Origin of the sequence: [Bacteroides] pectinophilus, from assembly GCA_025146925.1 — a bacterium.
GTDB lineage: Bacteria > Bacillota > Clostridia > Lachnospirales > Lachnospiraceae > Bacteroides_F > Bacteroides_F pectinophilus.
This window is the reverse complement of sequence record CP102260.1, coordinates 2,717,443-2,741,906: the sequence shown is the minus strand read 5'-3', so window position 1 is coordinate 2,741,906 and position 24,464 is coordinate 2,717,443. Positions and strand designations below refer to the sequence as shown.

Here is a 24,464-nt window from a genome sequence, read left to right as displayed (position 1 = left end):
ATATGGCGTTAACAAGAAGAAAGAAAAGAAGGATACGCAGGATTATTCTTGCAGTATTAGGAATAATTATATGTATTGCAGCGGTGATATCACTGCCGACAGTCATGAAAGTATTGAAACTTCGCAATGAAGCGGTGGCTATAGCGGCAAAGAGCAAGGCCGATGACTTCAAGTCGACGCAGACTACGGTCGCCTACGATTCTAAGGGCAGCGTGCTTCTTACAATGCGCGCGTCGAAGGATATGTATTATGTTACATATTCGGAGATACCGCAGGTTATTAAGGATGCATTTGTCGTTACGGAGGATAAGAAGTTCTACTCCCATAAGGGAATAGATTACTTCAGTATATTGCGTGCAATAATAGCCAACCAGAAGAGTGACGAGATAGAGCAGGGAGCAAGTACGATAACGCAGCAGCTTGCGCGTAATGTATATCTTAAACAGGAAGTAACATGGGACCGTAAGATTACGGAGATGTTTCTTGCAAGGGAGCTTGAGAAGAAGTATTCCAAGCAGCAGATCCTTGAATTCTATATAAATAATATATATTTTGCCAATGGATACTATGGAATAGAGGCAGCGGCGAGAGGTTATTTCAGTAAGGGCGTATCAGAACTTACAACGTCGGAGATGGTATTCCTGGCAGCAATACCTAACAGTCCGGGCAGATATGATCCGGTTAAGAACATTAACAGTACGCTTGAGCGTAGAAATCTTGTGCTGCTGCAGATGTATGAGGACGGAAAGCTGAATACTGTCAGTTATCACACGGCACTTGGTGAGGAGATAGTTCTCAATGAGCAGCAGAACCATCATAACAACTATGTTGATACTTATGTCAAAAGGTGTGCTACAGAAAGTCTGATGAAAGCGTATGGTTTCAGCTTTCAGAATAATTTTGAGAATGAGAGCGCCTATAACGCATACTGTGACAAATATGACCAGTTCTACAGTACATGCCAGCAGAAGCTGTTCGGCGGTGGGTATACAATATATACGTCTATAGATACTGACAAGCAGAAAGCACTTCAGGAAGCTGTTGATAATGCGCTTGCAGATGAGACAGAGGTAAATGACGAAGGTGTGTATGCACTTCAGGGGGCTGCCACATGCATCGATAATTCGACAGGCAATGTCGTAGCAATCGTCGGCGGGCGTACGCAGGACTATGACGGATACACACTTAACAGGGCATATCAAAGTTACAGACAGCCCGGTTCAACAATAAAGCCGCTTAATGTATACACACCATACCTGCAGCTTGGGGCAACGCCTGATTCAATTGTCACGGATGAGGCGATAGAAGGAGGCCCGGCTAACGCAGACCGTAATTATTCCGGTGATATGACGCTTCGTGAGGCTGTGAGAGTGTCGAAGAATACGGTGGCGTGGAGCATATATGAGAAGATAACGCCTAAGGCGGGAACAGCATTTCTTATAAAATCAGGTTTCAGGAAGGTGTTTGTTGATAAAGACAGAGTAGCCGGTGCACTTGGCGGATTTACATATGGTGTTACAACAGAAGAGATGGCAGGCGGATATGCGGCTATCGAAAATGACGGAATATACAGGACACCTACATGCATAACACAGATTACAACGATAGATGGCAGGGAGATTGTAAATACGTCTGATCGTGGCACAAAAGTATATGAGAAGGATGCATGCCGTATGATGACTGATATGCTTCAGACTGTTGTATCAGAAGGTACAGGTGCGGCAGCGGCAATTGATAATGCAATTGTTGCAGGTAAGACAGGAACTACCAACGATAATAAAGATTCGTGGTTTGTCGGATATAGCAGATATTATACGACAAGTGTGTGGGTCGGTTACGATATGCCTAAGACGATAACCAGGAGTATAAATGACAACAAGACGATATGGCATGATTACATGGAGAAAATACATGCCGGGCTGCCTCAGCTTCCGTTTGCACAGTATACGGTGAAGCAGGCGGAATCTGCAACGCAGCAGGCGTCTTCAAAGGCGGCGACCATACATAGTGAACCGGAGACCATAACTAATGTCCGGATTCCGTCACTGCCTTCATATACGGCACCGGCTGACATAGCAGTGACAGGACCGGCCGTGCCGGTACAGGGATCGGTATCAGGGCTCGAACATAATGCAGCCACATTGCCGATGGGCGATAATGATGCAGATATATCGGGACTTGGAGACAGGGATGCTTCAGGAGATTCTTCAAGACCAAATACGCAGTAAAGTAAGGAGTCATATACTAATGTTCAGATTTAAAAAAGCAAGGCCATTTATAGTAATTCTTCTGATTGCACTTGCAGCAGAGCTATTGCTGTTCAATTATAAAGCAATATTTTCGCTGGGGTATAACCAGACGCAGGTTGGCAGTTATACTGTCGGCGGTGGGCTTAACAAACAGAATGACGGTAACCTGAAGATGGTCCGTACCGGCGGATATATAGAGATAAAAGATATTAACACCAATGTTAAGAATCTGTATATTGATGTACAGATTTTTAATGCTTCCGGTTATGATTCGACAAGTATCTATAATGGTAAGTTCGACACAACGCAGATATCAGTGTATGCCGATGATGCGGCTAATGCACAGTATCAGAAGCTTGGCAGCAGGGACGTTGTCCATAAGGTTAAGCAGAGCCAGTATATAACACTGCATCTCAGCGGTAACACCAATAACATAAAGATTCAGTTTGATGAGCAGATAGGAACTGTCATGCACATATATGACATTGCATATAATGCACATGTTCCGTTCTTTATTTCATTTGGAAGGATTGCGGTTGTGTGGCTGGTTTTATCAGTCCTGTATCTTTTGAGACCGCATTCCGGTGCATATGCATTTATCTATGACAGGAAAAATGTAAAACAAAAAGCCGTTAAGTTTATTGTTGGAATAGGACTTGTCCTGATATTCTTCAAGGTGGTTAATTCCAATCCGTATTTTGTTGTTCCGAGATGGGATCAGCACTATCAGTACCAGGATCTTGCAAGAGCATTTGCACATGGAAGCGTAAGCCTCGAAGATGAGCCGTCTGCCAAGCTTAAGGCGATGGATAATCCGTATGATACGGATCTTAGAACCAGACTTAATGTGGATTACAGATGGGACAGATCTTATTATAACGGCAGATATTATGTGTATTTCGGAGTACTGCCGGAGCTTATATTCTATCTGCCGTATTATCTGGCAACAGGAGAGGATTTCCAGACATATATAGGAATATATATAATGGGAGTGCTGCTTATTGCGGGAACATTTTATCTGCTTGGAAGCGTAGTGGAACGATGGTTTAAGAAAACACCGTTTATTATATACATGCTTGCGTGTGTTATGATGTGTACGGGCTGTGGGGCACTTGCAATTATGATGCGTCCTGACTTCTATTCACTTCCAATCATAACGGCGGTTGTGCTGTCATTGTGGGGACTTGGCTTCTGGATACGGAGTATTAAAGAGGATGGAACATTGTCAAGGCCGCTGCTTGCAGCAGGTTCACTGTGTATGGCACTTGTGTCGGCAAGCAGACCGCAGCAGCTTGTCGTATCATTTACGGCAATTGCACTGTTCTTTGATCCGGTATTTAAGAAGAAGATACTGCTTCTCGGCAAGAAATACGGCAACACTGCCGCATTTGTAATCCCGTATGTTGTTATAGCAATACTGGTAATGTATTACAATTATATAAGATTTGGTTCGCCGATAGATTACGGTGCCAATTATAACCTCACAACTAATGATATGACACAGAGAGGCTTTGTTGCCGGAAGAACTTTCCTTGGAATATTCTCATTTCTGTTTGAGACGCCGCAGACGATGGCGGTATTTCCGTTCATTCAGAGCATTGGAGTGAACACAACCTATATGGGTACAACAATATCCGAGACAATGTATGGAGGAATTCTTGCATGCAATATGTGGCTGTGGCCGGTAGCGGCAGCATTTCTTGGAAAGGCCGGCATATGGAAGAATAAGAAGGCACTGGCAATGATGCGTGCAATGATGATTGCGGGTCTTGTTATTATGGTTGCCGATACACAGATGGCAGGTGTGCTTGCAAGATATGTGATGGATTTCTGCTGGATATTCTTTGTAGCTGCTTCGATAGGCATATTTGCATTGTATGAATACATCAGTGAGAATGGAAGTGAACTGTCATTAAAGCTGTACAAATGTTTTATGATGGTTGCATTTGCCGAAGGTATGTTTTATAATTTTATGCGTATTTTCATGAGCGATACGGAGAGTATTGTTGAGAGCAATCCTGAGCTGTATTACAGGGTAATGCATATTGTTGCGTTCTGGATGTAGGACGTATATGGAATGGAGGAATTATGGCGATTTTAGTAACTGGAGGAGCAGGCTATATCGGAAGTCATACGGTAGTAGAGCTTCAGAATGCCGGCTATGATGTGGTTGTTGTTGATAACCTTTGTAATTCAAGCCGTGAGGCATTAAGCAGGGTTGAGAAGATAACAGGAAAGAAAGTTCCTTTTTATGAGTGTGATATCAATGACCGTGAGGCCCTTAACAGAGTGTTTGATAATGAGAATATCGACTCATGCATACATTTTGCAGGACTTAAGGCAGTAGGTGAATCTGTTCGGAAGCCGCTTGAATATTATGCCAATAATATATCGGGCTCACTGGTGCTCTTTGATGTGATGAGAAAGCATGGCTGTAAGAATATTGTATTTTCATCATCGGCAACGGTGTATGGCAATCCCGAATTCGTTCCTATTACGGAGGAGTGTCCTAAGGGTGAGATTACTAATCCTTACGGACGTACTAAGGGAATGCTTGAGCAGATTCTTACGGACATACAGTTCGCTGACCCTGAGTGGAATGTGATTCTTCTCCGCTATTTTAACCCAATCGGTGCGCATGAGAGCGGAACAATCGGAGAGAATCCTAATGGTATTCCTAACAATCTTATGCCTTATATTACACAGGTTGCAGTTGGCAAGCTTGCAAGACTCGGTGTATTCGGCAATGACTACGATACTCCTGACGGAACATGTATAAGGGATTACATACATGTAGTTGACCTTGCACTCGGACATATCAAGGCTGTTGAAAAGCTTAACGGGAAGCCGGGGCTTGCAATATATAACCTTGGTACAGGAATCGGATACAGTGTTCTTGATGTTATCCATAATTTTGAGGAAGCTTCGGGAATTGAGATTCCGTTTGACTTTAAGCCAAGACGTGCAGGAGATGTTCCGATGTGTTACTCAGACCCTTCTAAGGCCGAAAGAGAACTCGGATGGAAGGCAGAGCGCGATCTTCGCAGGATGTGTGAGGATTCATGGAGATGGCAGAAGAATAATCCTAACGGCTATTCCGAAAAATAACCACAAATATGTACTAAATACATATCACCTGTAATAAGATGTTTTAAGAATGTCTTTTGCAGGTGATTTTTTTGTGTAGAACAGAGGGCAGATTCAAATTTTTTAAGAGACTGTGTTTCATGCTGACAGCCGCAGCGCTTATGATGCAGGCCGGCTGTGGGATTATCAGGTCATCACCCGATAAGGTGCAGGATCTTGACTATACTGTCGTGGAGGATGAGGATGTTCCAAAGGAGCTCGCTGAGATGATAGACGCCAGAAAGAATGAACAGATGCATCTTACATATGCAACCAATGAGTATATGTACATAGTTGCAGGATATGGTGAACAGCAGACAGGAGGTTACAGTATAAGGCTCGACAGCATTTATCTTGGTGAGAATGCAATATATATCAAGACGAGTCTTATAGGACCGCAGAAAAAGGAGAACATAAGCAAAGCAAAGACATATCCGTACATTGTGGTTAAGATCGAGAACCGGAGTGAGCCGGTAATATTTGAATAGCTGCACGTCAGCAGTAGGGAGGGACAATGGAACTTGAAAAATATATCGTACATAACAGCGTTGTAAAAAATATCGTAGAGACACAGATAAGCTTTGATCAGGATTTTAATGTGCCTGATTCAAAACCGGATATAGAGCGAATCATTAATAAAAGAGGAACAGTGCAGGTTGACAGTGTACGGATAAATGACGGCAAAGCGCAGGTGTCCGGAGTGCTTACGGCAGCAGTGCTGTATCTCGGTGACGAAGCAGCATGTATGACAGGCAGCATGGAATTTATGGAGAGCATTAATGCCGAGGTTGAATCAGCAGATGAAAAAGTGCAGTGTGATACAAGGCTTGAAGACCTGATAGTGCGTGTGGTTAATTCAAGAAAGATTAATGTGAGGGCGGTAATAACAGTTAAGCTCTACAGTGAAAAATATGAGGATGTTGAACTTCCGTATGAGTGTGCAGCTGAGGATTCCGGTCTGCAGGTAAAGAAAGAGAACATAGGATATGCGCAGCTTACGGTCAATTCAACAGACAGTCTCAGAATAAGATGCAATATTGATATACCGAAAGCAAGTCCTGATATAGCAGAGATTGTATGGGATGAGGTTGATGTGTGCCCTGTTGCATTTCATATGACGGATTCCGGAATTAATGCGGAAGTTCTGGTAAATATATTTGCCATATATAGGAGTAATGATGGAATTATGATGTGGCATGAATCTCAGGAAAATGTCACACAGGCGGTTGATGTCAGCGGAGCATCTGCAGATGCGGTATGCTTTGTATCATGCAGACAGCAGAGCGGAAATGTCCAGATAAGACCTGATGCTGACGGTGAGGACAGAGTGCTTGAAGCTGAAGCTGTATGTGAGCTTGGAATACATGCATATGAGGAAAAAAATCATGAAATTGTCACGGACTGCTATATTCCGGCAGGTGAGGCAATAGCCGTAACGTCGCAGGCAAAGCTTCTTAAGCTTATGACACATAATAATACAAGATGCCGTGCCGCAGGAATGCTTAAGACAGATACAGGAGCAATAGGAGATATATGCAGCTGCCGCGGGCAGGTGAAGGTGCAGGATATATCCTATGAGAAGAGTAATGTAGAGGTCAATGGAACAGTTGATGTAAATGCACTCTGTACTGATAAGAGCGGAATGCTCTATTGTGTAAAAGGCGAGATTCCGTTCGGTCAGAAGATAGAGGTACGGGGAATGGAAGATTTTTGCAAAATGGGAGGTAAGAAGGCGGAAGAGGTTATATCGCTTATGATGAATGCTGACCTTGAAAAGATAAATGCAGTGAAAGCTTCGGACGGAATTGAAGTGAAGGCATCAGCAGCTCTTGACGTAATTGTATTCGGAAGTACAAAGCGTGATATTATAGATGACATAAGAATACAGGAGGCTGACAAGGCTGAATATATGTCACTGCCGCTTATTACCGGATATATCGTAAAACCGGGGGATACACTCTGGTCAATCGCAAAATCGCATCACACGACAGCTGATGATATAAAGACATGTAATACGTTAAAAGGGGAAGAGGTAAATGCAGGTGACAGGCTCATACTGATGAAGAAAGGAATCCTGCAGAACTGAAATTCAGATAAAATGATCAATTATAATCAGATAATAAGATAATGATGCCGGAGGGATGACATATTGATGTGCGGCGCGTCTGCGCTGCCTGCAATATGTCATCCCTCCGGCTGTGTAATGTAATTCTATACAGGCTGATTACTTATAGAGGCGTACGGTTACCTTGTTCTTATGTACACCGAAAGCCATTACAAGAATGCCGAGTGTTGTTATTATGAATCCGAGACCGGGCCTTAATGATGTCACCGGTATTGCGTATGATGCGGCACTAAGGAAGATAAAGAGTGTACACTGTATTACATACAGAAGAAGTGATGCAAGCATGACCTTAGATGCAATAGTCTTAAGATCGATCATGACGAGCACTACAACTGCAATGATTGCAAGAATGCAGATCTTGCTTAAGATTCTGCTGATTAAGCTCTCGCTCAGTCCGTTGAAGAATACGGCGATTGCCTGCGCAGGCATATCATTGCTGACGCTGATCTTGCAGAACACGAAGAAGCTTCCGATTATCGCAACAAGTGCAGCTATAAGTATAAGCTTCTTGTTGGCATCTCCCATGAATGATTCGTAAATAGAATCGAAATCCTTAAGCATTACATCCTTCTTAGGAGCATCAGTACCGGCGTCTTCAATCTCTTCAGGTGCCGGCTGGGATGTGGCATCCATCTTCTCAACGGTATCCATGCCAATCTCAAAAGGTTCATCTCCAAGATTGAGGTCTACCTCCTTAGGAGGTACGTCGCCTACATCAACGATTTCAATCTCTTCATCTGCAGTCTCTTCTATCTCGAGCGGTTCGATAACATCAAGGCTGTCATCCTTCAAATCAGGTTCATTATTAACATTATTGTCTGTCAAAATGTAGTTCCCCTTTCAATAAATTATTTATAGAACTATTTTAACAGCATGATGAAATATTTACAAGAAAAAAGTGCCGGGTATTAAGTTTTGGGGAATGTGTGCCGATAATAACAATAAAGCAGAATAATGCTTTTATTTGTGTTACCACGGAGGGTGGCAGTTACACTTCCTTAAGTAAGTATGTTGCTGCAGGATGCGGCGGAATGGAGGAATTATATGAGTATAGGAGCAGTTCAGTCAGGATCGTCATATTCATCATATGAGAGCGGTGTTACAAGAACATCAGGCAAGAGTTCGGATGTATCTGCAAGCAGGCAGGCGGAAGCATCAGCAGTATATGAGGCATCCAAGACTGATAAGACAACATCAAAGACAGCCAATTCAGCACTTATTGCAAAGATGAAGGCAGATACCAACAGCAGAATCAGCCAGATGCAGTCACTTGTTGAGAAGATATTCAAGGATCAGGGACTGAAGATTAATTCTGTTGATGATATGTGGAAGAAGCTTGCTAACGGCGAGTTCACGGCAGATGCTGATACAATAGCACAGGCAAAAGAAGACATTTCAGATAACGGATACTGGGGTGTAAGCCAGACATCAGACAGAATATATGACTTTGCAATGGCACTGTCAGGCGGCGATGAAGAGAAGATGCAGAAGATGAAAGAGGCAGTTGAGAAGGGCTTCAAGGAAGCTACTAAGAGCTGGGGCAAAGATCTTCCTGATATTTCATCCAGGACATATGATGCGGTAATGAAGAAGTTTGATGATTTCTTCAACAAGAATACGACGGCATCAGACTCAGACGCTGAGTAATTAGTATACTCCGGCTAAAGATTGTGTATTGATTATAGAAAAGAGACTGCCGTACCGTGAATTAACTTTTAATTCCGGTACGGCAGTCTCTTTTTTGTGCGGCACCGGGATAATCCCATGCCGCCTATAATTGTTCTGATTCCGTATATTCATCATATTTGTCGGATTTTACACGGTCCCTTGCAAAATCTATAAAAAATGTCTGTAGTCTGAGACGGTTCTGCTCGTACATATCAAGTGATTCATATAATCCCCTGTAGTAGTCAAACAGAAGGCGCTTGGTGCGGACGGTCTTGCGCAAGTCAATATTGCTGTCAACAAGGCTGCCTTTGGTCTTGACATAATAATAAAGCGGCTTTGTAAGCACATATATGGAATCCGCGTATTGAAGAAATTCAAGATTAAACTGGAAGTCTTCGCACCACTGAAGCTCAAGCGGGCACTTTATGCGGTGTGCACGTATAAGATCAGCACGGTAGAACTTATTCCACATAACGCCATAGTAGTAATTAGCCGGGGCTTTCATCATGTACTCGGCATAGGTACGTTTGCTTATCGTGCCTGATACATCAATGTGTCCCTTTGTCGTGAACATGTGGCCTATTACGCGGCGGTAATCACATATTACCATGTCTGAGTTGTTTTTTTCGGCAGCGTTGACCAGGGATTCAACAGCATCAGACGGAATCCAGTCATCAGCATCAACAAATTGAAAATACTTTCCGCATGCGCAGTCCATGGCAATGTTGCGGCTGTCAGAAACGCCGCTGTTACTCTTGTCAATTATAATAAAACGCGGATCCAGGCTGGCAAATTTTTCAAGAATGCGCATGGAGTGGTCATGACTTCCGTCATTGACCATAAGAACTTCAAAGTTGTCAAAAGTCTGATTCCGTATGCTGCACAGACAACGCTCAATAGTCTTCTGTGCATTGTATACCGGAATTATTATGCTTACTAATGGTTCCATTACTGTTAATACTCCTGTAAATATTGCTTCGCTCCACTGCTATAATGCAGTGAACCGTCCTCCGTGACGAAGACGGCCTCAACCCCGTCTGTATTCTCAACAAGACTAAGCCCCTTATCAAGACCGAGGGTAAAACAGGCCGTGCTCATGCAGTCACCTGTAACAGAAGTCTTTGAAAATATTGTTACCTGTGTAAGGCCGTTGTTGTACGGATATCCGTCAGCAGGGTTAAGTATATGATGGTAAAAATTCCCGCCATATGTAAAGCATCTTTCATATGTACCTGATGATACCACTGACATATCTGAAGCATTTACTGAACAGATATATGCGGAAGATTCTGCAAAAGGCCTGCGGACTCTGACATTGAACGCACTGTTGTCAGGCCGGTTACCGATGCATAAGACATTACCGCCAAGATTAATAAGTGCGCTTTTGACGCCGTTATCCGTGAGATAATCTTTAATGCGGTCGGCAATATAGCCTTTGGCGATTGCACCAAGGTCCAGCATCATTTTGTCGGGAATTGATACATTATAAGTCCCATCTTCATTTTTTGCAAGTGTTATCCGGTCATATCCTACATATTCAAGGGCACCGGCAATGTCAGAGGTGTCAGGGACAGAAGGATTGCCGGAAGTGAAATCCCAGAGCGATGACACGGAACCGATGCTGATATCAAAACTGCCGCCGGATAATTGACCGTATTCTATGCCGTAAGATATGAGTTCCCCCAATGGTGCACTTACAGTCGTAATCTCGTGACGGTTAAGCCTTGACAGTTCACTGTCGGTAAGAGTGCGCGAAAATATCATCTCGTATCTGTCGCACAGATTAAGTGCTTCAGTGAGAAGCTTCCTGTTGGATGTGGTATCGTAGCCTTTGATTTCAACATAGGTATTCAGCTTGAAACCGGACACGCTTAAAGGCTCCGGGAGTGCAAAGGAATGTCCTGCCGGAGAGGAGCATCCGGCCGCAGCTGATAGTGCAGCTGTTAGTACTGATGCAAGCATGCATAGGCATATTATTCTGTATAACCTGTATAATATCTTTTTCATGTGAGGCAAGCCTTTCGATACATATTTTCAATAATAAATGATTTTAGCATGTTAAGGTTATGAGTACAATGTGAAATGAATGTGAATTTGCTTAAATTACTTTTAATTTATATGAAAACATGGTATAAATAATAAGATACGGCAGTTATGCGGTATTGTATTTTAGGAGGATTTTGTAATGAGGAAAAGTTATTTGGCAGCAGCACTTATGCTTACCATGGCGCTGACATTTACTGCGTGTGGCAAGCCGGGAGATAACGGAGGTGAGGCAGGCACTAAGGGAAACACATCCGGTGTGAATTATTCAGAACAGCTTCAGAAGGATTTTGAGACATATAAGCAGTATGTTAATCTCGGAGAGTATAAGGGAGTTGAGGTAGAGGTAGACAGGTCAGCCCTGGATGTTACACAGGATCAGGTTACGGCTTATATTGACAATATAAGAAGCAGTAAGGGTGAGAATACCGAGGTTACAACAGGAACAACGAAGCTCGGAGACAAGATTAAGCTTGATTACAGTGGAACGCTCAATGGAGTGGCATTCTCCGGAGGAACAGCTACTGATGTAGAATATACAATCGGTTCAGGAAGATTTATCGAGGATCTTGATAAGGGACTTGCAGGACTTGAGGTTGGCAGGGAATATGACATACCTTGTCACTTTGATGATTCATACAGCAATTCAGACCTTGCAGGCAAGGATGTTAATTTCAATGTTAAGGTCAATGCAATAGTGACAACAACTCTCCCTGAGTATAATGATGATTTTGTTAAGACGATAGTAGCAACAGGTTCATATGACACTCAGGCACAGACAACGGATGAATTCACGAAGTATGTTGAGCAGACACTTAAGGACAGCGCACAGCAGAGCTTTGACAGTAATAAGTACAGTGCAGTCTGGGATAAGATTAACGAGACAACAACTGTGAGCGGATATCCTGAGGATGAGATTGCGGATCTTAAGCAGACTATCAATGATAATGTTAAGTCAGAATATTCATATTATGGTACTTATTACAGCGGGATAGATTCATTTGAGTCATATCTTAAGAATGTATACGGCTTCGCGGATGAGGCTGCATTCAATGAATATGCTGACCAGTACGCACGCAATTATCTTAAGGAGAAGATGATACTTACACTTATAGGCGAGAAGGAAAGTGTTACCGTATCAGATGATGAGATTAATGAATATGGAGAGCTTATAGCATCACAGAATAATTATGATTCATATCAGAGCATGCTTGATTCGCTGGGGCAGAAGAGTGATGATGTCAAGCTTGAAGTAGGATATGCAGTGCTGGCAGATAAGGTTTCGGACATTCTGCTTAATAACGCGGTAGAAAAATAAAATAGAGAATAAAATAGAATATAAAATAGAATATGATAGTACTTGCAAATATAGTACTATAGGACTATAATAATTTGCAAAGGATAGTTGTACGTAAGTTGCACTTATGGGGGTGAACAACATGGACATTACCGGTTACAGGAATAATTCGGATGGAAAGTCACATTTTGGGGAACTTTCACTTAAAAAAGGATATATAGTCGCTAACGGAGATGAGAATGCATATTATCTGCTAGGCGCTAATTCGGGGTATGCATTTCCGGAACTGATACATCCGGAAGACCAGCCTTCGTTTTTCTCGGCTTATGAGAAGCTTAACGAGGGGGAACAGGATCTTATAGTAAGATTCCGCAATGCTAATGATAAGTATGTATGGCTGTATATTACGATGAAGATTGGCAAAAGGATTATTGATGGTACTGAGTCGGTTGAAATCAGCTTTTATGATATTATGACTATTCAGGGCAAGTTCAGGCATTATATGCAGAACATGAATAAGTACCGAAGATTCTTAGGATTGTCTAACCAGGTATTCTATGAGTATGATTACAAAAATGATGAACTTATGGTATACAGATATAATAATGCCAAGAATGTAATGCTTTTCAGAGAAAAGTTTGCAGATGTTGAACGCAGGGTAGAGTCAGGCGATACGGAGCATTCGGATAAAGCAGCATTTGAAACATTTGCAGAGTGCATCCGCAATGGTGTCGATGGATTTAATCTTAAGCTTAACGGAAGTATATTCGGAGTTCCTGAGCTTGAGTCGGGTTTTGAAGTTAATGGCGGGACCATATACAGTGATGATGGGAAGAGCCTTTCTGTAGGTGTGATGAAGTCAACAAGCCGTTCACATGATGATAAAGCGTATTATCTTACTGAAGCAGCAAGAGATTCGGGAACAGGGTTACTCAATAAGCGTGCCATAAGTGAATATACAATAGAACGAATTAATGCCGGCGGTGATAAGGCAATGTATCTTGCAATCATGGATGTTGACGACTTTAAGAGAATCAATGACACATACGGACATATGTTCGGAGACCAGGTACTGTCCAAGGTGTCAGAGATTATAAGAAGTGTTGTCGGACAGCGCGGCAAGGTCGGAAGATTCGGCGGGGATGAATTCTTTGTATTGTTTGAGAATATACTTGATGAGGCAGAGTTGAGAAGAATCCTGAAGGTTATAACAAAGCATATTCTCTGGGCTTACAGCGGTGTTATTAAGGATTTTGCAGTAACGACATCGATAGGAATTTCAAAGTATCCGGATGACGGAACAGCTTATGATGAGCTTTTTAAGAAAGCTGATAAGTCGCTCTACATTGCCAAGGCAAAAGGCAAGAACAGATATATCATATATGATGAGAGTAAGCACGGCAAGCTTGATGCGTCTGAGGAGAGTGACAGACCGCTTGGCATAAGTGCGGTGCTGAGCAACGAGAAGAAGATTTCAATGATTTCAGAACTTGTACTTAAGCTTCATTCGGACGGACTTGCTGTTCTTGACGAGGCACTTGCCAAGCTACAGGAGTATTTTGATGTTGACGGAATTGCCATATACAAGGGAAACGGTTGGAAACGTGTATATTCGGTCGGTAAGTATATCGGAGCAATAGATAATTTCCCGATGTATGATGGAGATTATAAGTCTAACTTTGACGAGAGCGGTGTCTATTCGGAGAATAATACGAGACATCTTAATACACATTATCCGATGGTATATTCTGCACTTGAAAAGCAGGAGACAACAGCATTTGTTCAGGTGTGGCTGGATGATGGGAATTACGGCGGAGTCATGATATCGTTTGATGTCTTCAATAGAAGCAGTAAGCGTTCTGAATCAGACCGCAATTACATGACAATAGCAGGAAGGCTTATATGTGAACTGGTAATGAACAGTGATAAGTTATGATAATTACTGCTGGTTTATATTTTAACTGGAATTAAAGGACTGCCGGTGTCCTGTGCTGCATGATGACAATGTTGTGCAGTACAGAACCGGCAGCTTTTTTATTTGTGAATATAATGTGAATGAGCATTTTGATATATTGGCGTTATCCGCCGGATGATGTATAATAGGCGGAGAACGATGGAAGACCACTGGCAGCTTACTTGTGGCATTCTAACAGAAAGGAAATGGGATTCATGCATTTTAAGACATTAAGAAAATATATGGCGGCAACAGCCATATGCATAGCAGCGGTTTCGTTTGCAGCATGTTCATCCGGAGCGGGAGACAGCACGGATGCTGCTGACACAGACGGATATATTGAAGAAGAGTCTTCAACATATGCGCAGCTGCCGGAGAGCAGCCAGAGCAGATTCTCTACGGAGGATATGGTATTTGGCAAGGCTGTAATGGGAATGACGCCGGAAGAAGTCATGGCAGCAGTTGGGGCTCCTGACGATGATAAGACACCGGCTGCGGAATCGACACCTGAGAGAGTATTCACATATAATGGCGCTGACGGTACGAAGAGTACATTGATATTCTGGAGTGTGAATGGCTCTATGAAGCTGTGCGGAGTTGAAAGCACTGACCCGGCGAAGACATTTACAAGAGGAACACATGCGGGGATGAGTGCACAGGACGTAAGAGATAAGTTCTACAGGGATGCCAACTGCCTTAATGCCAATGTGATGAGCGATGACAATGCAACTATACTAGGCAAGTTCCTATATGGCAGCAGAACACTTGACAGGCTTGAGGAACAGAAGGTTAAGGACCCAATAGAATATGGAATGATTAATTATAATGGCAATGGTGATATGGAGAGTGGTGGCAGTATACTTGAATATCTGAGCTTCCAGCCTCCGTATAAGGGAGAGTTCGCAAGCTACAGTGATGATTACTCACAGCTTATGTACTATACCAATGCGGCAGGCAATGTGACAAGAATATGCTGGTACTACTATCCTGAGGTACAGTAATATATATGATGTATGCATATTTTTTAAAACATTAATGATATTTCTTATTATATGTGTTACAATAAAAAATAATATACTTTAATCCAGAAGGGAGAAGCATCTGGCAGCAGGGGCTGCTGGTGCGGTATGAAAAGATGAAAGACACTACACTTGTAATTATGGCTGCGGGAATCGGCAGCAGATTTGGCGGCGGAATTAAGCAGCTTGAGCCAATGGGACCTAATGGTGAGATTATTATGGATTATTCAATCCATGATGCGGTTGAGGCAGGATTTAATAAGGTTGTATTTGTAATACGTAAGGATCTTGAGGAGACATTCAAGGAAGTAATAGGCAACAGAATCGCAACAAAGGTTAATGTAGAATATGTATTTCAGGAGATAGACAATCTTCCTGAAGGCTTTGGTGTACCTGAAGGCAGAAAGAAGCCTTGGGGAACAGGTCAGGCAATTCTTGCATGCAAGGGTGTGGTTAATGAGCCTTTTATGGTAATCAATGCAGATGACTATTATGGCAAGGAAGGCTTTGTGAAGATTCATGAATATCTTACTGACGGACATAAGACAGATGTTGAGTATGATATGTGTATGGCAGGATTTATCCTTGGCAATACATTAAGCGATAATGGTGCAGTAACAAGAGGCGTATGTGTTGTTGATGATAATGAACATCTTATCGGTGTTAATGAGACTTCAGGAATTGTAAAGACTGCCGACGGTGCGGCTTATGAGAAGGATGGTAAGCTTGTTCCTATCGATCCTAAGAGCCATGTGTCAATGAATATGTGGGGATTCACACCTGAGTTTCTTGATGTGCTTGACGCGGGATTCAGAGAGTTCCTTGGCGGACTTAAGGAAGGCGACATTAAGAGTGAGTATCTTCTTCCGTCAATTGTTGATTCAATGATTAAGGATGGAAGAGCTGCCGTTACGGTTCTTGAGTCTAACGATAAGTGGTTTGGTGTTACATACAAGGAAGATAAGCCGACGGTTGTAGCTTCCATAAGAAAGCTTATTGACGAAGGCAAGTATCCGGAGAGCCTTTACTAAGCAGGAAGGATACATATAAGAAAGGGAGACGGGTATGAGAAAATTTGCAAGATTTGCATTAATATGGATTCTGGCAGTTATGATTGCCGGAGGCGTTTCATATGGGGTATTGTATAATAAGATTGCACCTGTTTATGAGTCTACATCCAAGCTTTATGTAATACCGGGCAAGGATAGTGAACAGGCTCTTCGTGCAGGAAGCGGCGGACTTAAGGAAGACTTTTCTATCATATTTAAGAGTGAGATAGTTATATCTGAGGCAAAGAGTATTGCAGGTAATTCCGAAGATCTTGCTTCATATCTTACTGTAAGTTCACCGGCAGACAGTAATGTAATTGAGCTTACTGTGCGTAATCCTGACCAGAATACTGCAAAGCAGTATGTTGATGCGATTGCCAGGAGCGCATGCAGTAATGCCAAGAAGGTTATTCCTGTTGAAGAGATATCAGTCCTTCAGGAAGGAACATCCACAGGTGTGGCAATAAAGCCTGATCTTATTAAATACACAGCATATATTACAGCTGCCGCAGCAGCAGTCATATTTGTAATTGAGTTTATAATAGCTCTTATTATGACGGCATTTGGCAAGAAGAAGGACGATGACGAAGATGAGTATGAGCGCTATTACCGTCAGGAACCTTTGAGACTTGCACAGAAGCAGGAGAGAGCACCTAAGCCATCAGAAGATGAAGATATCCTTATCTGGGGTGATGATGCAGACGCAGGCAATAAGGCGGCGGAAGCTAAGGATGGGGCAGAGAAGGCAGCACAGCATGCGGCTACACAGGCAGCCAAGGCAGAAGAAGCTGCGAAGGCTGCCAAGGAAGCACAGGCAGCACTTGAAGAGGCATATAACAGGATTCAGGAGGCTAAGCGCCTTGAAGAGACTGATGATATTGAACTTGTAGAGCATGATGATACAGCAGCTGAAGCTGAACATACACAGGAGCCACAGGCAGAGAATCAGCCGGAGCAGGAGCCACAGCAGAAAGAAGAACCGGAGGATGATAGCCTTGAGCTTGAAATGGAAGATGCTCTTGAAGAGGAAGAAAAAGAGCAGCTTGTCGAAGCTGTAGTTGATGAAGTTCTGCCTGAAGAGAGCAGTAACACAGAGGAACAGCAGGCTCAGGATGCAGCAGTGCCGGCGGAAGAATCTGATAATACTGCCGGCAAGCCTGCAGAAGAAAATATTGTACGTGGCGCAGATGACCTTGCTTCAAGAGCCGCCGCAGCAGCAGCACTTAAGGCAGCACAGGAAGCCTTGAGACAGCAGGAAGCTGAGGCACAGGCAACCGAAGACCTTGCACAGAAGGCAGCTGTAGAGGAAGCTCTTAAGGAAGCACGTGAGAAAGAAGAGAGAGAAGCAGCTGAGGAAGCAGCAAAAGAGGCAGAACGTCTTGCTGCAGAGGAAGCGCGCAGAAAAGCAATAGAAGAGAAAGAGGCTCTTATAGCTGCACAGAAAGCAGCAGAGGAAGAAGCTAAGCGCAAGGCTGAGGAGGAAGCAAGAATACTTGCTGCACAGAGAGCGGCAGAAGAGGAAGCTAAGCGTAAGGCTAAGGAAGAAGCTGACAGATTAGCGGCACAGCTTGCAGCGGAAGAAGTAAGAAAGGCAGCTGAGGCAGAGAGACTTGCTAAGGAAGCAGAAGAGAGAGCAATTCAGGAAGCAGCTGAAAAAGCACTTCGTGAGACTCAGGAAAGACTTGCAAGAGAAGAGGCAGAAAGAAAGGCTGAAGAGGAACGTCTTGCGGCAGCCAGAGCCGAAGAGGAGCGCATAGCAGCAGCTAAGGCAGCAGCCCAGAGACTTGCGATAGAGAAAGCAGAAGAGGAAGCCAGAATCAAGGCAGAGGAAGAAGCAAGACGCAGGGCAGAGGAAGAGGCAGCAGCTGCAAAAGCTGAAGAAGAAGCTGTAGCCAGAATACTTGCCAGGAGAGCCGAGGAAGCAAAGCGTGCTGAGGAGCTTAAGAAGGCAGAAGAAGCTAAGCTTGAGGAAGAGAAGAATGTTTCAGGAGAGACTCAGGCGGCAGCTGCAGCTCCAAGAGCTAATATCCTTGGAGAGAATTCGAGTACAGAAGTGCTCGGAAGAATACCTAAGTAAGCGGCAGATTCCAAATTTGCAGTGCGCATTGGCGCAGGAATGGAGATAAATAATGTTCAGTGTAAATATTGACAAATTGGTTGCAACAACTCCTGCCCAGGAAAAGGCATACAAGGAGCTGTGCAACAGAGTTCTGGCTAAGGGAAGAAAGTATAAGACACTTGCTGTTATAGGTGAGAGCGGATATGCGCTCCGCCTTGCAGCGGCGATTGTCGATGCCGGTAATAAAGTACTTTTTGTTGATGCTGATGTTACAACACCGGTATTTATGGGCAAATACAGACTTGGTAAGAATCTGGAAGGGCTGTGTGAGTATCTCGACGGAACACAGGACGATGATAAGATAAGATGTCTTACTAACAGAAGTGACCTTAATATAATATTCTCGGGCGAGAGCAGCAGACAGACTCTTTCACAGAATGACGAGGACAGATTAAGGAAATTCCTTGATGACAATATGGATGATTATGATTATATTATCCTTGAGGCCGGAAAGAGTGCAGAAGTAGCAAGAAACTGCAGAGCGTCATTGGTTCTTATAGATGATTCTGAGTATAGTCCAAGGGATGCCAGAGAGAAGATAGAATTCTATGACAACGAGGGATGCCTTGTGCTTGGTGTGGTTATAACGAATGCATAATACAGATAATACGGAAAATGACAATAAGATTCAAAAGTTCAGGCAGATGGTCTGCGATAGTGATAATGTAGTATTCTTTGGCGGTGCGGGTGTGTCGACGGAGAGCGGAATACCGGATTTCAGAGGAGTTGACGGCCTTTACAATCAGAAGTACAAGTATCCTCCGGAAGAGATAATAAGTCATTCGTTTTATATGAGAAATCCGGAAGAATTCTTCAGATTCTACAAAGACAGAATGCTTTATCCGGAAGCAGAACCTTCAACAACGCACATAAAGCTGGCAGAACTTGAACAAAAAGGAATACTGAAAGGCGTTATAACACAGAATATTGACGGGCTTCATCAAAAAGCGGGAAGCAGACATGTGGTGGAACTGCATGGATCTGTATTACGGAATTACTGTGAAAAGTGCGGCAGATTCTATGGTATCGATGCAATACTTAATGCGGACGGTGTTCCTGTCTGTGAGTGTGGAGGTCGCATAAAGCCTGATGTTGTCTTATACGAAGAAGGACTTAACGAAGCGGATATAAGTGAGGCTGTCAGGCTTATAGAAGAGGCGGATGTGCTTATCGTCGGAGGGACTTCTCTCGGCGTATATCCTGCGGCAGGCCTCATAAGATATTACCGCGGGCATAAGCTGGTTCTGATAAATAAGACACCGACACCGTTTGACGGCAAAGCTGATCTGCTTATACATGATTCGCTCGGAAAGGTGTTCGGAGTCCTTTAGACAGATATACAAACATGTGATGAATGGAGAACGTATATGGTTTATGATGTGGGCGATATCGTGCAGTTAAAAAAAGGTCATCCATGCGGAAGTAATGAATGGGAGATTCTTAGAGTCGGTGCTGATTTCAGGCTGAGATGCTGTGGATGCTCCCATATGATAATGGTTCCACGCAGAATGGTTGAGAAGAATACAAAGAAGCTGATTAAAAAGCAGGATCATTAATTTGAACCTGCTTATTTTTTTTGAGACGGATTAAACTTTTGCTTGCATTTTGTGTTGATGTGTAGTATCATATCTCATTGTGATGTATTATGTCTCATAATATATTTCAAATCCTTGCTCCTTACTGTGATTAAGGGGCCAGAGACCAGAAGGAGGTGCAACGTACATGAACAAGTATGAATTAACAGTTGTTGTTAGTGCGAACGTTGAAGATGAAGTCAGAGTCAATACTGTTGAGCAGGTTAAGGAATTAGTTGCTCGTTTTGGCGGTGTGATTTCTAATGTTGAGGATTGTGGCAAGAAGAGACTTGCATACGAGATTCAGCACATGAAAGACGGTTTTTATTACTTCATCAAGTTTGATGCAGATGCAGCAGCGCCTGCAGAAATCGAAAGCAGAATCCGCATCATGGACAATGTTATTCGTTTCCTCATCGTTAAGGAAGAAGCTTAAGCTTGATGAGTATACTGACATACAGCTCTTTTTAAAACAACAGGCAGGATGAATGTTCATCCGGAAAAGGAGTAAGTATGAATAGAGTAATTTTGATGGGAAGATTGACAAGGGATCCTGATATCCGCTATTCACAGAGCGCAGAGGATTCAATGGCAATCGCAAGATTTACATTGGCGGTAGACAGACGTGGTTCACGTAATAATCAGAATGGTGACCAGCAGTCAGCAGACTTCATAAGCTGTGTGGCTTTCAGGAGACAGGCTGAATTTGCTGAGAAGTATCTTCATCAGGGTACCAAGATTGTTCTTCAGGGAAGCATCCGTACAGGAAGCTATACCAACAAGGATGGTCAGAGGGTATATACTACTGAGGTTATTGCAGATGACCTTGAATTTGCAGAGAGCAAGGCTGCAGCTGCCAGTGGAGAGGCATCTTATGCCGGCCACTCAAGACCTGAGCCAAGTGCGGCAGCAGGCGATGGATTTATGAATATTCCTGACGGAGTGGAGGACGAAGGTTTGCCTTTTAACTAGGACAGGAGGTAACTAATTATGCCAAACATGGATAAGAAGACTGGCGATAAGGCTGAGACTCAGATGAGAAGAAGACCTATGCGCAGAAGAAAGAAAGTCTGCATTTTCTGTGCAGATCAGAGTAAGGCAATTGATTATAAGGATGTAAACCTGCTTAAGAGATATGTATCTGAGCGTGGTAAGATTCTTCCTAGAAGAATCACAGGTAACTGTGCAAAGCATCAGAGAGCACTTACAGTAGCTGTTAAGAGAGCTCGTCACATTGCACTTATGCCATATTCAGTTGACTAATTGCATATGATTACAGAATCCCGTTACGAGTATTAACTCGTGGCGGGATTTTTATGTATGCATAATTATGCTGGATTGAATTGGATATAAATGAAAAACCATGGAAAAAATACTTAAATAAGTTATTTCAACTGATTTTTTGCAAATTCCCCCACAAAAGGGGGGAGAATAATAAAAATAAAAGTGGTAATATAACACTCGTGAAGAAATTGTTTATTTACTAAACAACTAAACGCTTATGGCGGTCTGGGGAGACTGTTTATATAAGCAAAAGGTGAGGCGAGTGTTTTTTATAGAAAGAAGCAGCTTTTGTGACGTGTGAGTGACAAAGGCTGTTTCTTTTTGCGTTGATATGCAACCCGGTATGTGGTATAATTCACAGTATGTGGCTATTGTATGAATATGGAGTAATGCAATGTTTAAGAAGAAAAATGGAGCAGGAATAAGAACAACAGGTGCACTGCAGTCTTTTTTTATATGGCCTCTTCTTGCCGGGCTTATGATGGTAGTGCTTAATGTTACAATATATTTTATAAGTGTGCCGGCGGGTACGGTAATGTCCGCATTTGTTGCGGTGTATGCGATAATCCTCGCTCTTATGTGGTTTTATTACAAACCGTCAATAGTAAGGCAGATGGTTAATTTTGCTGAAGATTATGCACAGGTCCAGCACAGGCTTATGGAAGAACTTGCAACACCTTATGCACTTCTTGATGATTCCGGGCGCATAATGTGGATGAATAAGGCTATGCGCCAGGTGACAGGCAGGGAGAAGGATTTCCATAAGAGCATAACAACTGTATTTAAGGACATAAGCCGTGAGATGTTCCCTAAGTCGGAACAGACATGTGTAAGACACATAACGTATAATGAACATGATTACCAGATAGAGATTAATAAGGTATCGATAGATTTTTCAATAGATAAGTCGGAGATACTTGATGGCGAAGATGCCGCATTATTGTCTATGTATATGTTTGATGAGACACAGATTAACCGTTACAGAAAGCAGATACACGATGAAGGATTTGTAGCCGGACTTATCTATATTGATAATTATGATGAAGCGTTTGAAGGTATTGAGGATGCAAGATGTTCACTTTTCCTTGGACTTATAGATAAGAGAGTTAATAAGTATTTCTCTCCGGGTGCGGCGATAGTCAGAAAGCTTGAGAAGGACAAGTATCTGGCTGTATTTACTTACAGCTATCTTGAGAAGCTTATAGCCGATAAGTTCAGTATCCTTAATGATATCAAGAGTATTAATATAGGCAATGAAAAAACAATAACTTTAAGCATCGGCATAGGTACGGGCGCAGCTGATTACTCAAAGAATTTTGAGATAGCCAGGGCTGCGATGGATCTGGCACTCGGAAGAGGCGGAGACCAGACAGTACTTAAGGAAGGTGATAAGGTAACATACTTTGGAGGTAAGAGCCAGCTCGCGGAGAAGAATGATCGTGTTAAGATCCGTGTTAAGGCTCAGGCGCTTATGCGCGTTATGGAGAACAATGATGAGTTCTTTATAATGGGACATAAGCTGCCGGATATTGACTCATTTGGTTCTGCCATAGGTATATATCTCATGGCGCGTAAGATGAAGAAGAATGCGCATATAGTTATAAGTGAGGTTACTGCAACAGTAGAGCCGTTTATGACAAGGTTTACGTCTAATGACGATTATCCTGAGGACATGTTCTATACAGGTCAGGATGCGCTTGAGAGGGTAAGTCCTTCTACGGTGCTTATTGTTGTTGATGTTAACAGACCTCAGATTACTGATTGCCCGGAGTTGCTTAATATATGCCGGACTAAGATTGTGTTCGACCATCACAGACAGACGAGTGACCCGATTGCAGATACATTTATGTCATATGTTGACTCATCTGCATCATCAGCAAGTGAGATGGTGGCTGAGATGCTTACATATGTTAATGAGGGTACGAAGCTAAGAGGCATTGAAGCTGATGCACTCTATGCAGGAATCGTAATTGATACGGACGGATTTAATTCAAAATCAGGTCCGAGAACATTTGAAGTTGCAGCTTATCTGCGCCGCAACGGTGCGGATGTCAGCAGGGTAAGGAAGCTTCTGCGTAATGATATGAATGAGTACAAAGCAGTGGCGGCTGCGGTGAGCAGGGCTGAGGTATATCGTGACAGTTATGCAATCTCGGTATTTGAAGGAGACGGGCTTAAGAGCCCTACAATCGGAGGAGCACAGGCAGCTAATGAGCTTCTCGATATCAGAGGCATTAAGGCATCATTTGTCATAACCAAGTACGAGGATAAGATATATATAAGTGCGCGTTCTATAGATGAAGTGAATGTACAGCTTATAATGGAGAAACTGGGCGGAGGCGGTCATATGACAGTTGCCGGAGCACAGTTTAAGGATAAGACAATCAATAATGTAATCCTGGAACTCAAGGAAACTATTGATGAGATGATTGTAAATGATGAATTATAGAATATTTACAGACTGAATGCGTAATCAGACGCAGGAATGGAGGATATTGCAATGGAAGTTATACTTATGCAGGATGTTAAGGCACTTGGTAAGAAGGGTGATAAGGTAAAGGTCAGTGAAGGATATGCAAGGAATTTCCTGCTTCCTAAGAAGCTTGGAGTTGAAGCTAACGCCAAGAATCTTAACGATCTTAAGCTGACTAAGGCACATGAGGCCAAGCTTGCCAAGGAGGAGCTTGATGCGGCGATAGCTCTTAAGGAAGTTATCGAATCTAAGAAGATAGTTCTTTCTATAAAGGGTGGTAAGGACGGAAGAACATTCGGAAGCGTGTCAGGCAAGGAGATTGCCGAAGCTGCGAAGGAGCAGGCAGGGCTTGAGCTTGATAAGAAAAAGATTAAGATAGATGAACCTATAAGAATGGCAGGAACATTCCATCTTCCTGTTAAGCTTCATAAGGAGGTTGTTGCTGAACTGACTGTTGAGGTTGAACAGAAGTAAAGCAGGAGGA

22 protein-coding genes are annotated in these 24,464 nt (G+C 42.9%); 19 read left to right on the top strand and 3 right to left on the bottom strand.

Annotation, left to right across the window (positions count from 1 at the left end):
- Window positions 1–2 precede the first annotated feature (2 nt).
- From NQ488_13005 to NQ488_12985, 5 genes are all read left to right on the top strand, one after another.
- Window positions 3–2,228 (top strand): transglycosylase domain-containing protein, encoded by a 2,226-nt coding sequence (locus tag NQ488_13005; GenBank protein ID UWN95455.1) that lies wholly within the window; start codon window positions 3–5, stop codon window positions 2,226–2,228.
- 19 nt (window positions 2,229–2,247) lie between these two features.
- Window positions 2,248–4,314, top strand: a complete 2,067-nt coding sequence (locus NQ488_13000; GenBank protein ID UWN95454.1) for a hypothetical protein — start codon at window positions 2,248–2,250, stop codon at window positions 4,312–4,314.
- Between the two features lie 23 nt (window positions 4,315–4,337).
- On the top strand, window positions 4,338–5,357 hold the full coding sequence (gene galE / locus NQ488_12995; GenBank protein UWN95453.1) for a UDP-glucose 4-epimerase GalE: 1,020 nt from the start codon (window positions 4,338–4,340) through the stop codon (window positions 5,355–5,357).
- Window positions 5,358–5,428: 71 nt separating this feature from the next.
- Complete coding sequence (locus NQ488_12990) at window positions 5,429–5,863, top strand: protease complex subunit PrcB family protein (protein UWN95452.1); 435 nt, start codon at window positions 5,429–5,431, stop codon at window positions 5,861–5,863.
- Between the two features lie 26 nt (window positions 5,864–5,889).
- Window positions 5,890–7,461: a DUF3794 domain-containing protein gene (locus tag NQ488_12985; GenBank protein UWN95451.1), complete on the top strand. Its 1,572-nt coding sequence runs from the start codon at window positions 5,890–5,892 to the stop codon at window positions 7,459–7,461.
- Between the two features lie 138 nt (window positions 7,462–7,599).
- Here the strand turns inward: NQ488_12985 and NQ488_12980 are convergent, their stop codons facing one another.
- Window positions 7,600–8,325, bottom strand: a complete 726-nt coding sequence (locus tag NQ488_12980; protein UWN95450.1) for a hypothetical protein — start codon at window positions 8,323–8,325, stop codon at window positions 7,600–7,602.
- Window positions 8,326–8,544: 219 nt separating this feature from the next.
- Between NQ488_12980 and NQ488_12975 the strand changes: the two genes are divergently transcribed.
- Window positions 8,545–9,147 (top strand): hypothetical protein, encoded by a 603-nt coding sequence (locus NQ488_12975; protein ID UWN95449.1) that lies wholly within the window; start codon window positions 8,545–8,547, stop codon window positions 9,145–9,147.
- A 124-nt stretch (window positions 9,148–9,271) separates the two neighbouring features.
- Here the strand turns inward: NQ488_12975 and NQ488_12970 are convergent, their stop codons facing one another.
- Complete coding sequence (locus NQ488_12970; protein UWN95448.1) at window positions 9,272–10,117, bottom strand: glycosyltransferase; 846 nt, start codon at window positions 10,115–10,117, stop codon at window positions 9,272–9,274.
- A 5-nt stretch (window positions 10,118–10,122) separates the two neighbouring features.
- On the bottom strand, window positions 10,123–11,175 hold the full coding sequence (locus NQ488_12965) for an FAD:protein FMN transferase (protein UWN95447.1): 1,053 nt from the start codon (window positions 11,173–11,175) through the stop codon (window positions 10,123–10,125).
- Window positions 11,176–11,353: 178 nt separating this feature from the next.
- Between NQ488_12965 and NQ488_12960 the strand changes: the two genes are divergently transcribed.
- The 13 genes from NQ488_12960 to rplI all read left to right on the top strand — a co-directional run bounded on the left by NQ488_12960 (window position 11,354) and on the right by rplI (window position 24,454).
- The gene (locus NQ488_12960; GenBank protein ID UWN95446.1) at window positions 11,354–12,529 is read left to right on the top strand and encodes an FKBP-type peptidyl-prolyl cis-trans isomerase; all 1,176 of its coding nucleotides are present in this window, start codon (window positions 11,354–11,356) and stop codon (window positions 12,527–12,529) included.
- A gap of 121 nt (window positions 12,530–12,650) precedes the next feature.
- Window positions 12,651–14,444, top strand: coding sequence for a sensor domain-containing diguanylate cyclase (locus tag NQ488_12955; protein ID UWN95445.1), 1,794 nt, complete (start codon window positions 12,651–12,653; stop codon window positions 14,442–14,444).
- A gap of 233 nt (window positions 14,445–14,677) precedes the next feature.
- On the top strand, window positions 14,678–15,463 hold the full coding sequence (locus NQ488_12950) for a hypothetical protein (protein UWN95444.1): 786 nt from the start codon (window positions 14,678–14,680) through the stop codon (window positions 15,461–15,463).
- A 134-nt stretch (window positions 15,464–15,597) separates the two neighbouring features.
- The gene (locus NQ488_12945; GenBank protein ID UWN95443.1) at window positions 15,598–16,512 is read left to right on the top strand and encodes a sugar phosphate nucleotidyltransferase; all 915 of its coding nucleotides are present in this window, start codon (window positions 15,598–15,600) and stop codon (window positions 16,510–16,512) included.
- A 34-nt stretch (window positions 16,513–16,546) separates the two neighbouring features.
- A complete protein-coding gene (locus NQ488_12940; protein UWN95442.1) occupies window positions 16,547–18,607 on the top strand; it encodes a hypothetical protein in 2,061 nt (686 codons plus the stop codon).
- A 52-nt stretch (window positions 18,608–18,659) separates the two neighbouring features.
- Window positions 18,660–19,247, top strand: a complete 588-nt coding sequence (locus tag NQ488_12935; protein UWN95441.1) for a hypothetical protein — start codon at window positions 18,660–18,662, stop codon at window positions 19,245–19,247.
- A complete protein-coding gene (locus tag NQ488_12930; GenBank protein UWN95440.1) occupies window positions 19,240–19,980 on the top strand; it encodes an NAD-dependent protein deacylase in 741 nt (246 codons plus the stop codon). The genes NQ488_12935 and NQ488_12930 overlap by 8 nt, the downstream gene beginning before the upstream one ends.
- A 36-nt stretch (window positions 19,981–20,016) precedes the next feature.
- On the top strand, window positions 20,017–20,205 hold the full coding sequence (locus NQ488_12925) for a DUF951 domain-containing protein (protein ID UWN95439.1): 189 nt from the start codon (window positions 20,017–20,019) through the stop codon (window positions 20,203–20,205).
- 166 nt (window positions 20,206–20,371) lie between these two features.
- Window positions 20,372–20,659 (top strand): 30S ribosomal protein S6, encoded by a 288-nt coding sequence (gene rpsF, locus NQ488_12920; protein ID UWN95438.1) that lies wholly within the window; start codon window positions 20,372–20,374, stop codon window positions 20,657–20,659.
- Window positions 20,660–20,736: 77 nt separating this feature from the next.
- A complete protein-coding gene (locus NQ488_12915) occupies window positions 20,737–21,195 on the top strand; it encodes a single-stranded DNA-binding protein (protein ID UWN95437.1) in 459 nt (152 codons plus the stop codon).
- 27 nt (window positions 21,196–21,222) lie between these two features.
- Complete coding sequence (gene rpsR, locus NQ488_12910; protein ID UWN97165.1) at window positions 21,223–21,486, top strand: 30S ribosomal protein S18; 264 nt, start codon at window positions 21,223–21,225, stop codon at window positions 21,484–21,486.
- Between the two features lie 415 nt (window positions 21,487–21,901).
- Window positions 21,902–23,956: a DHH family phosphoesterase gene (locus NQ488_12905; GenBank protein UWN95436.1), complete on the top strand. Its 2,055-nt coding sequence runs from the start codon at window positions 21,902–21,904 to the stop codon at window positions 23,954–23,956.
- A 51-nt stretch (window positions 23,957–24,007) separates the two neighbouring features.
- Window positions 24,008–24,454: a 50S ribosomal protein L9 gene (gene rplI, locus NQ488_12900; GenBank protein UWN95435.1), complete on the top strand. Its 447-nt coding sequence runs from the start codon at window positions 24,008–24,010 to the stop codon at window positions 24,452–24,454.
- Window positions 24,455–24,464: the final 10 nt, after the last annotated feature.

Bases quoted from the DNA above. Each gene is read 5' to 3' on its own strand.
- NQ488_13005 (UWN95455.1), top strand. From the start codon at position 3: ATGGCGTTAACAAGAAGAAAGAAAAGAAGGATACGCAGGATTATTCTT.
- NQ488_13000 (UWN95454.1), top strand. From the start codon at position 2,248: ATGTTCAGATTTAAAAAAGCAAGGCCATTTATAGTAATTCTTCTGATT.
- galE (UWN95453.1), top strand. From the start codon at position 4,338: ATGGCGATTTTAGTAACTGGAGGAGCAGGCTATATCGGAAGTCATACG.
- NQ488_12985 (UWN95451.1), top strand. From the start codon at position 5,890: ATGGAACTTGAAAAATATATCGTACATAACAGCGTTGTAAAAAATATC.
- NQ488_12975 (UWN95449.1), top strand. From the start codon at position 8,545: ATGAGTATAGGAGCAGTTCAGTCAGGATCGTCATATTCATCATATGAG.
- NQ488_12970 (UWN95448.1), bottom strand. From the start codon at position 10,117: ATGGAACCATTAGTAAGCATAATAATTCCGGTATACAATGCACAGAAG.
- NQ488_12965 (UWN95447.1), bottom strand. From the start codon at position 11,175: ATGAAAAAGATATTATACAGGTTATACAGAATAATATGCCTATGCATG.
- NQ488_12960 (UWN95446.1), top strand. From the start codon at position 11,354: ATGAGGAAAAGTTATTTGGCAGCAGCACTTATGCTTACCATGGCGCTG.
- NQ488_12955 (UWN95445.1), top strand. From the start codon at position 12,651: ATGGACATTACCGGTTACAGGAATAATTCGGATGGAAAGTCACATTTT.
- NQ488_12950 (UWN95444.1), top strand. From the start codon at position 14,678: ATGCATTTTAAGACATTAAGAAAATATATGGCGGCAACAGCCATATGC.
- NQ488_12945 (UWN95443.1), top strand. From the start codon at position 15,598: ATGAAAGACACTACACTTGTAATTATGGCTGCGGGAATCGGCAGCAGA.
- NQ488_12940 (UWN95442.1), top strand. From the start codon at position 16,547: ATGAGAAAATTTGCAAGATTTGCATTAATATGGATTCTGGCAGTTATG.
- NQ488_12935 (UWN95441.1), top strand. From the start codon at position 18,660: ATGTTCAGTGTAAATATTGACAAATTGGTTGCAACAACTCCTGCCCAG.
- NQ488_12930 (UWN95440.1), top strand. From the start codon at position 19,240: ATGCATAATACAGATAATACGGAAAATGACAATAAGATTCAAAAGTTC.
- NQ488_12925 (UWN95439.1), top strand. From the start codon at position 20,017: ATGGTTTATGATGTGGGCGATATCGTGCAGTTAAAAAAAGGTCATCCA.
- rpsF (UWN95438.1), top strand. From the start codon at position 20,372: ATGAACAAGTATGAATTAACAGTTGTTGTTAGTGCGAACGTTGAAGAT.
- NQ488_12915 (UWN95437.1), top strand. From the start codon at position 20,737: ATGAATAGAGTAATTTTGATGGGAAGATTGACAAGGGATCCTGATATC.
- rpsR (UWN97165.1), top strand. From the start codon at position 21,223: ATGGATAAGAAGACTGGCGATAAGGCTGAGACTCAGATGAGAAGAAGA.
- NQ488_12905 (UWN95436.1), top strand. From the start codon at position 21,902: ATGTTTAAGAAGAAAAATGGAGCAGGAATAAGAACAACAGGTGCACTG.
- rplI (UWN95435.1), top strand. From the start codon at position 24,008: ATGGAAGTTATACTTATGCAGGATGTTAAGGCACTTGGTAAGAAGGGT.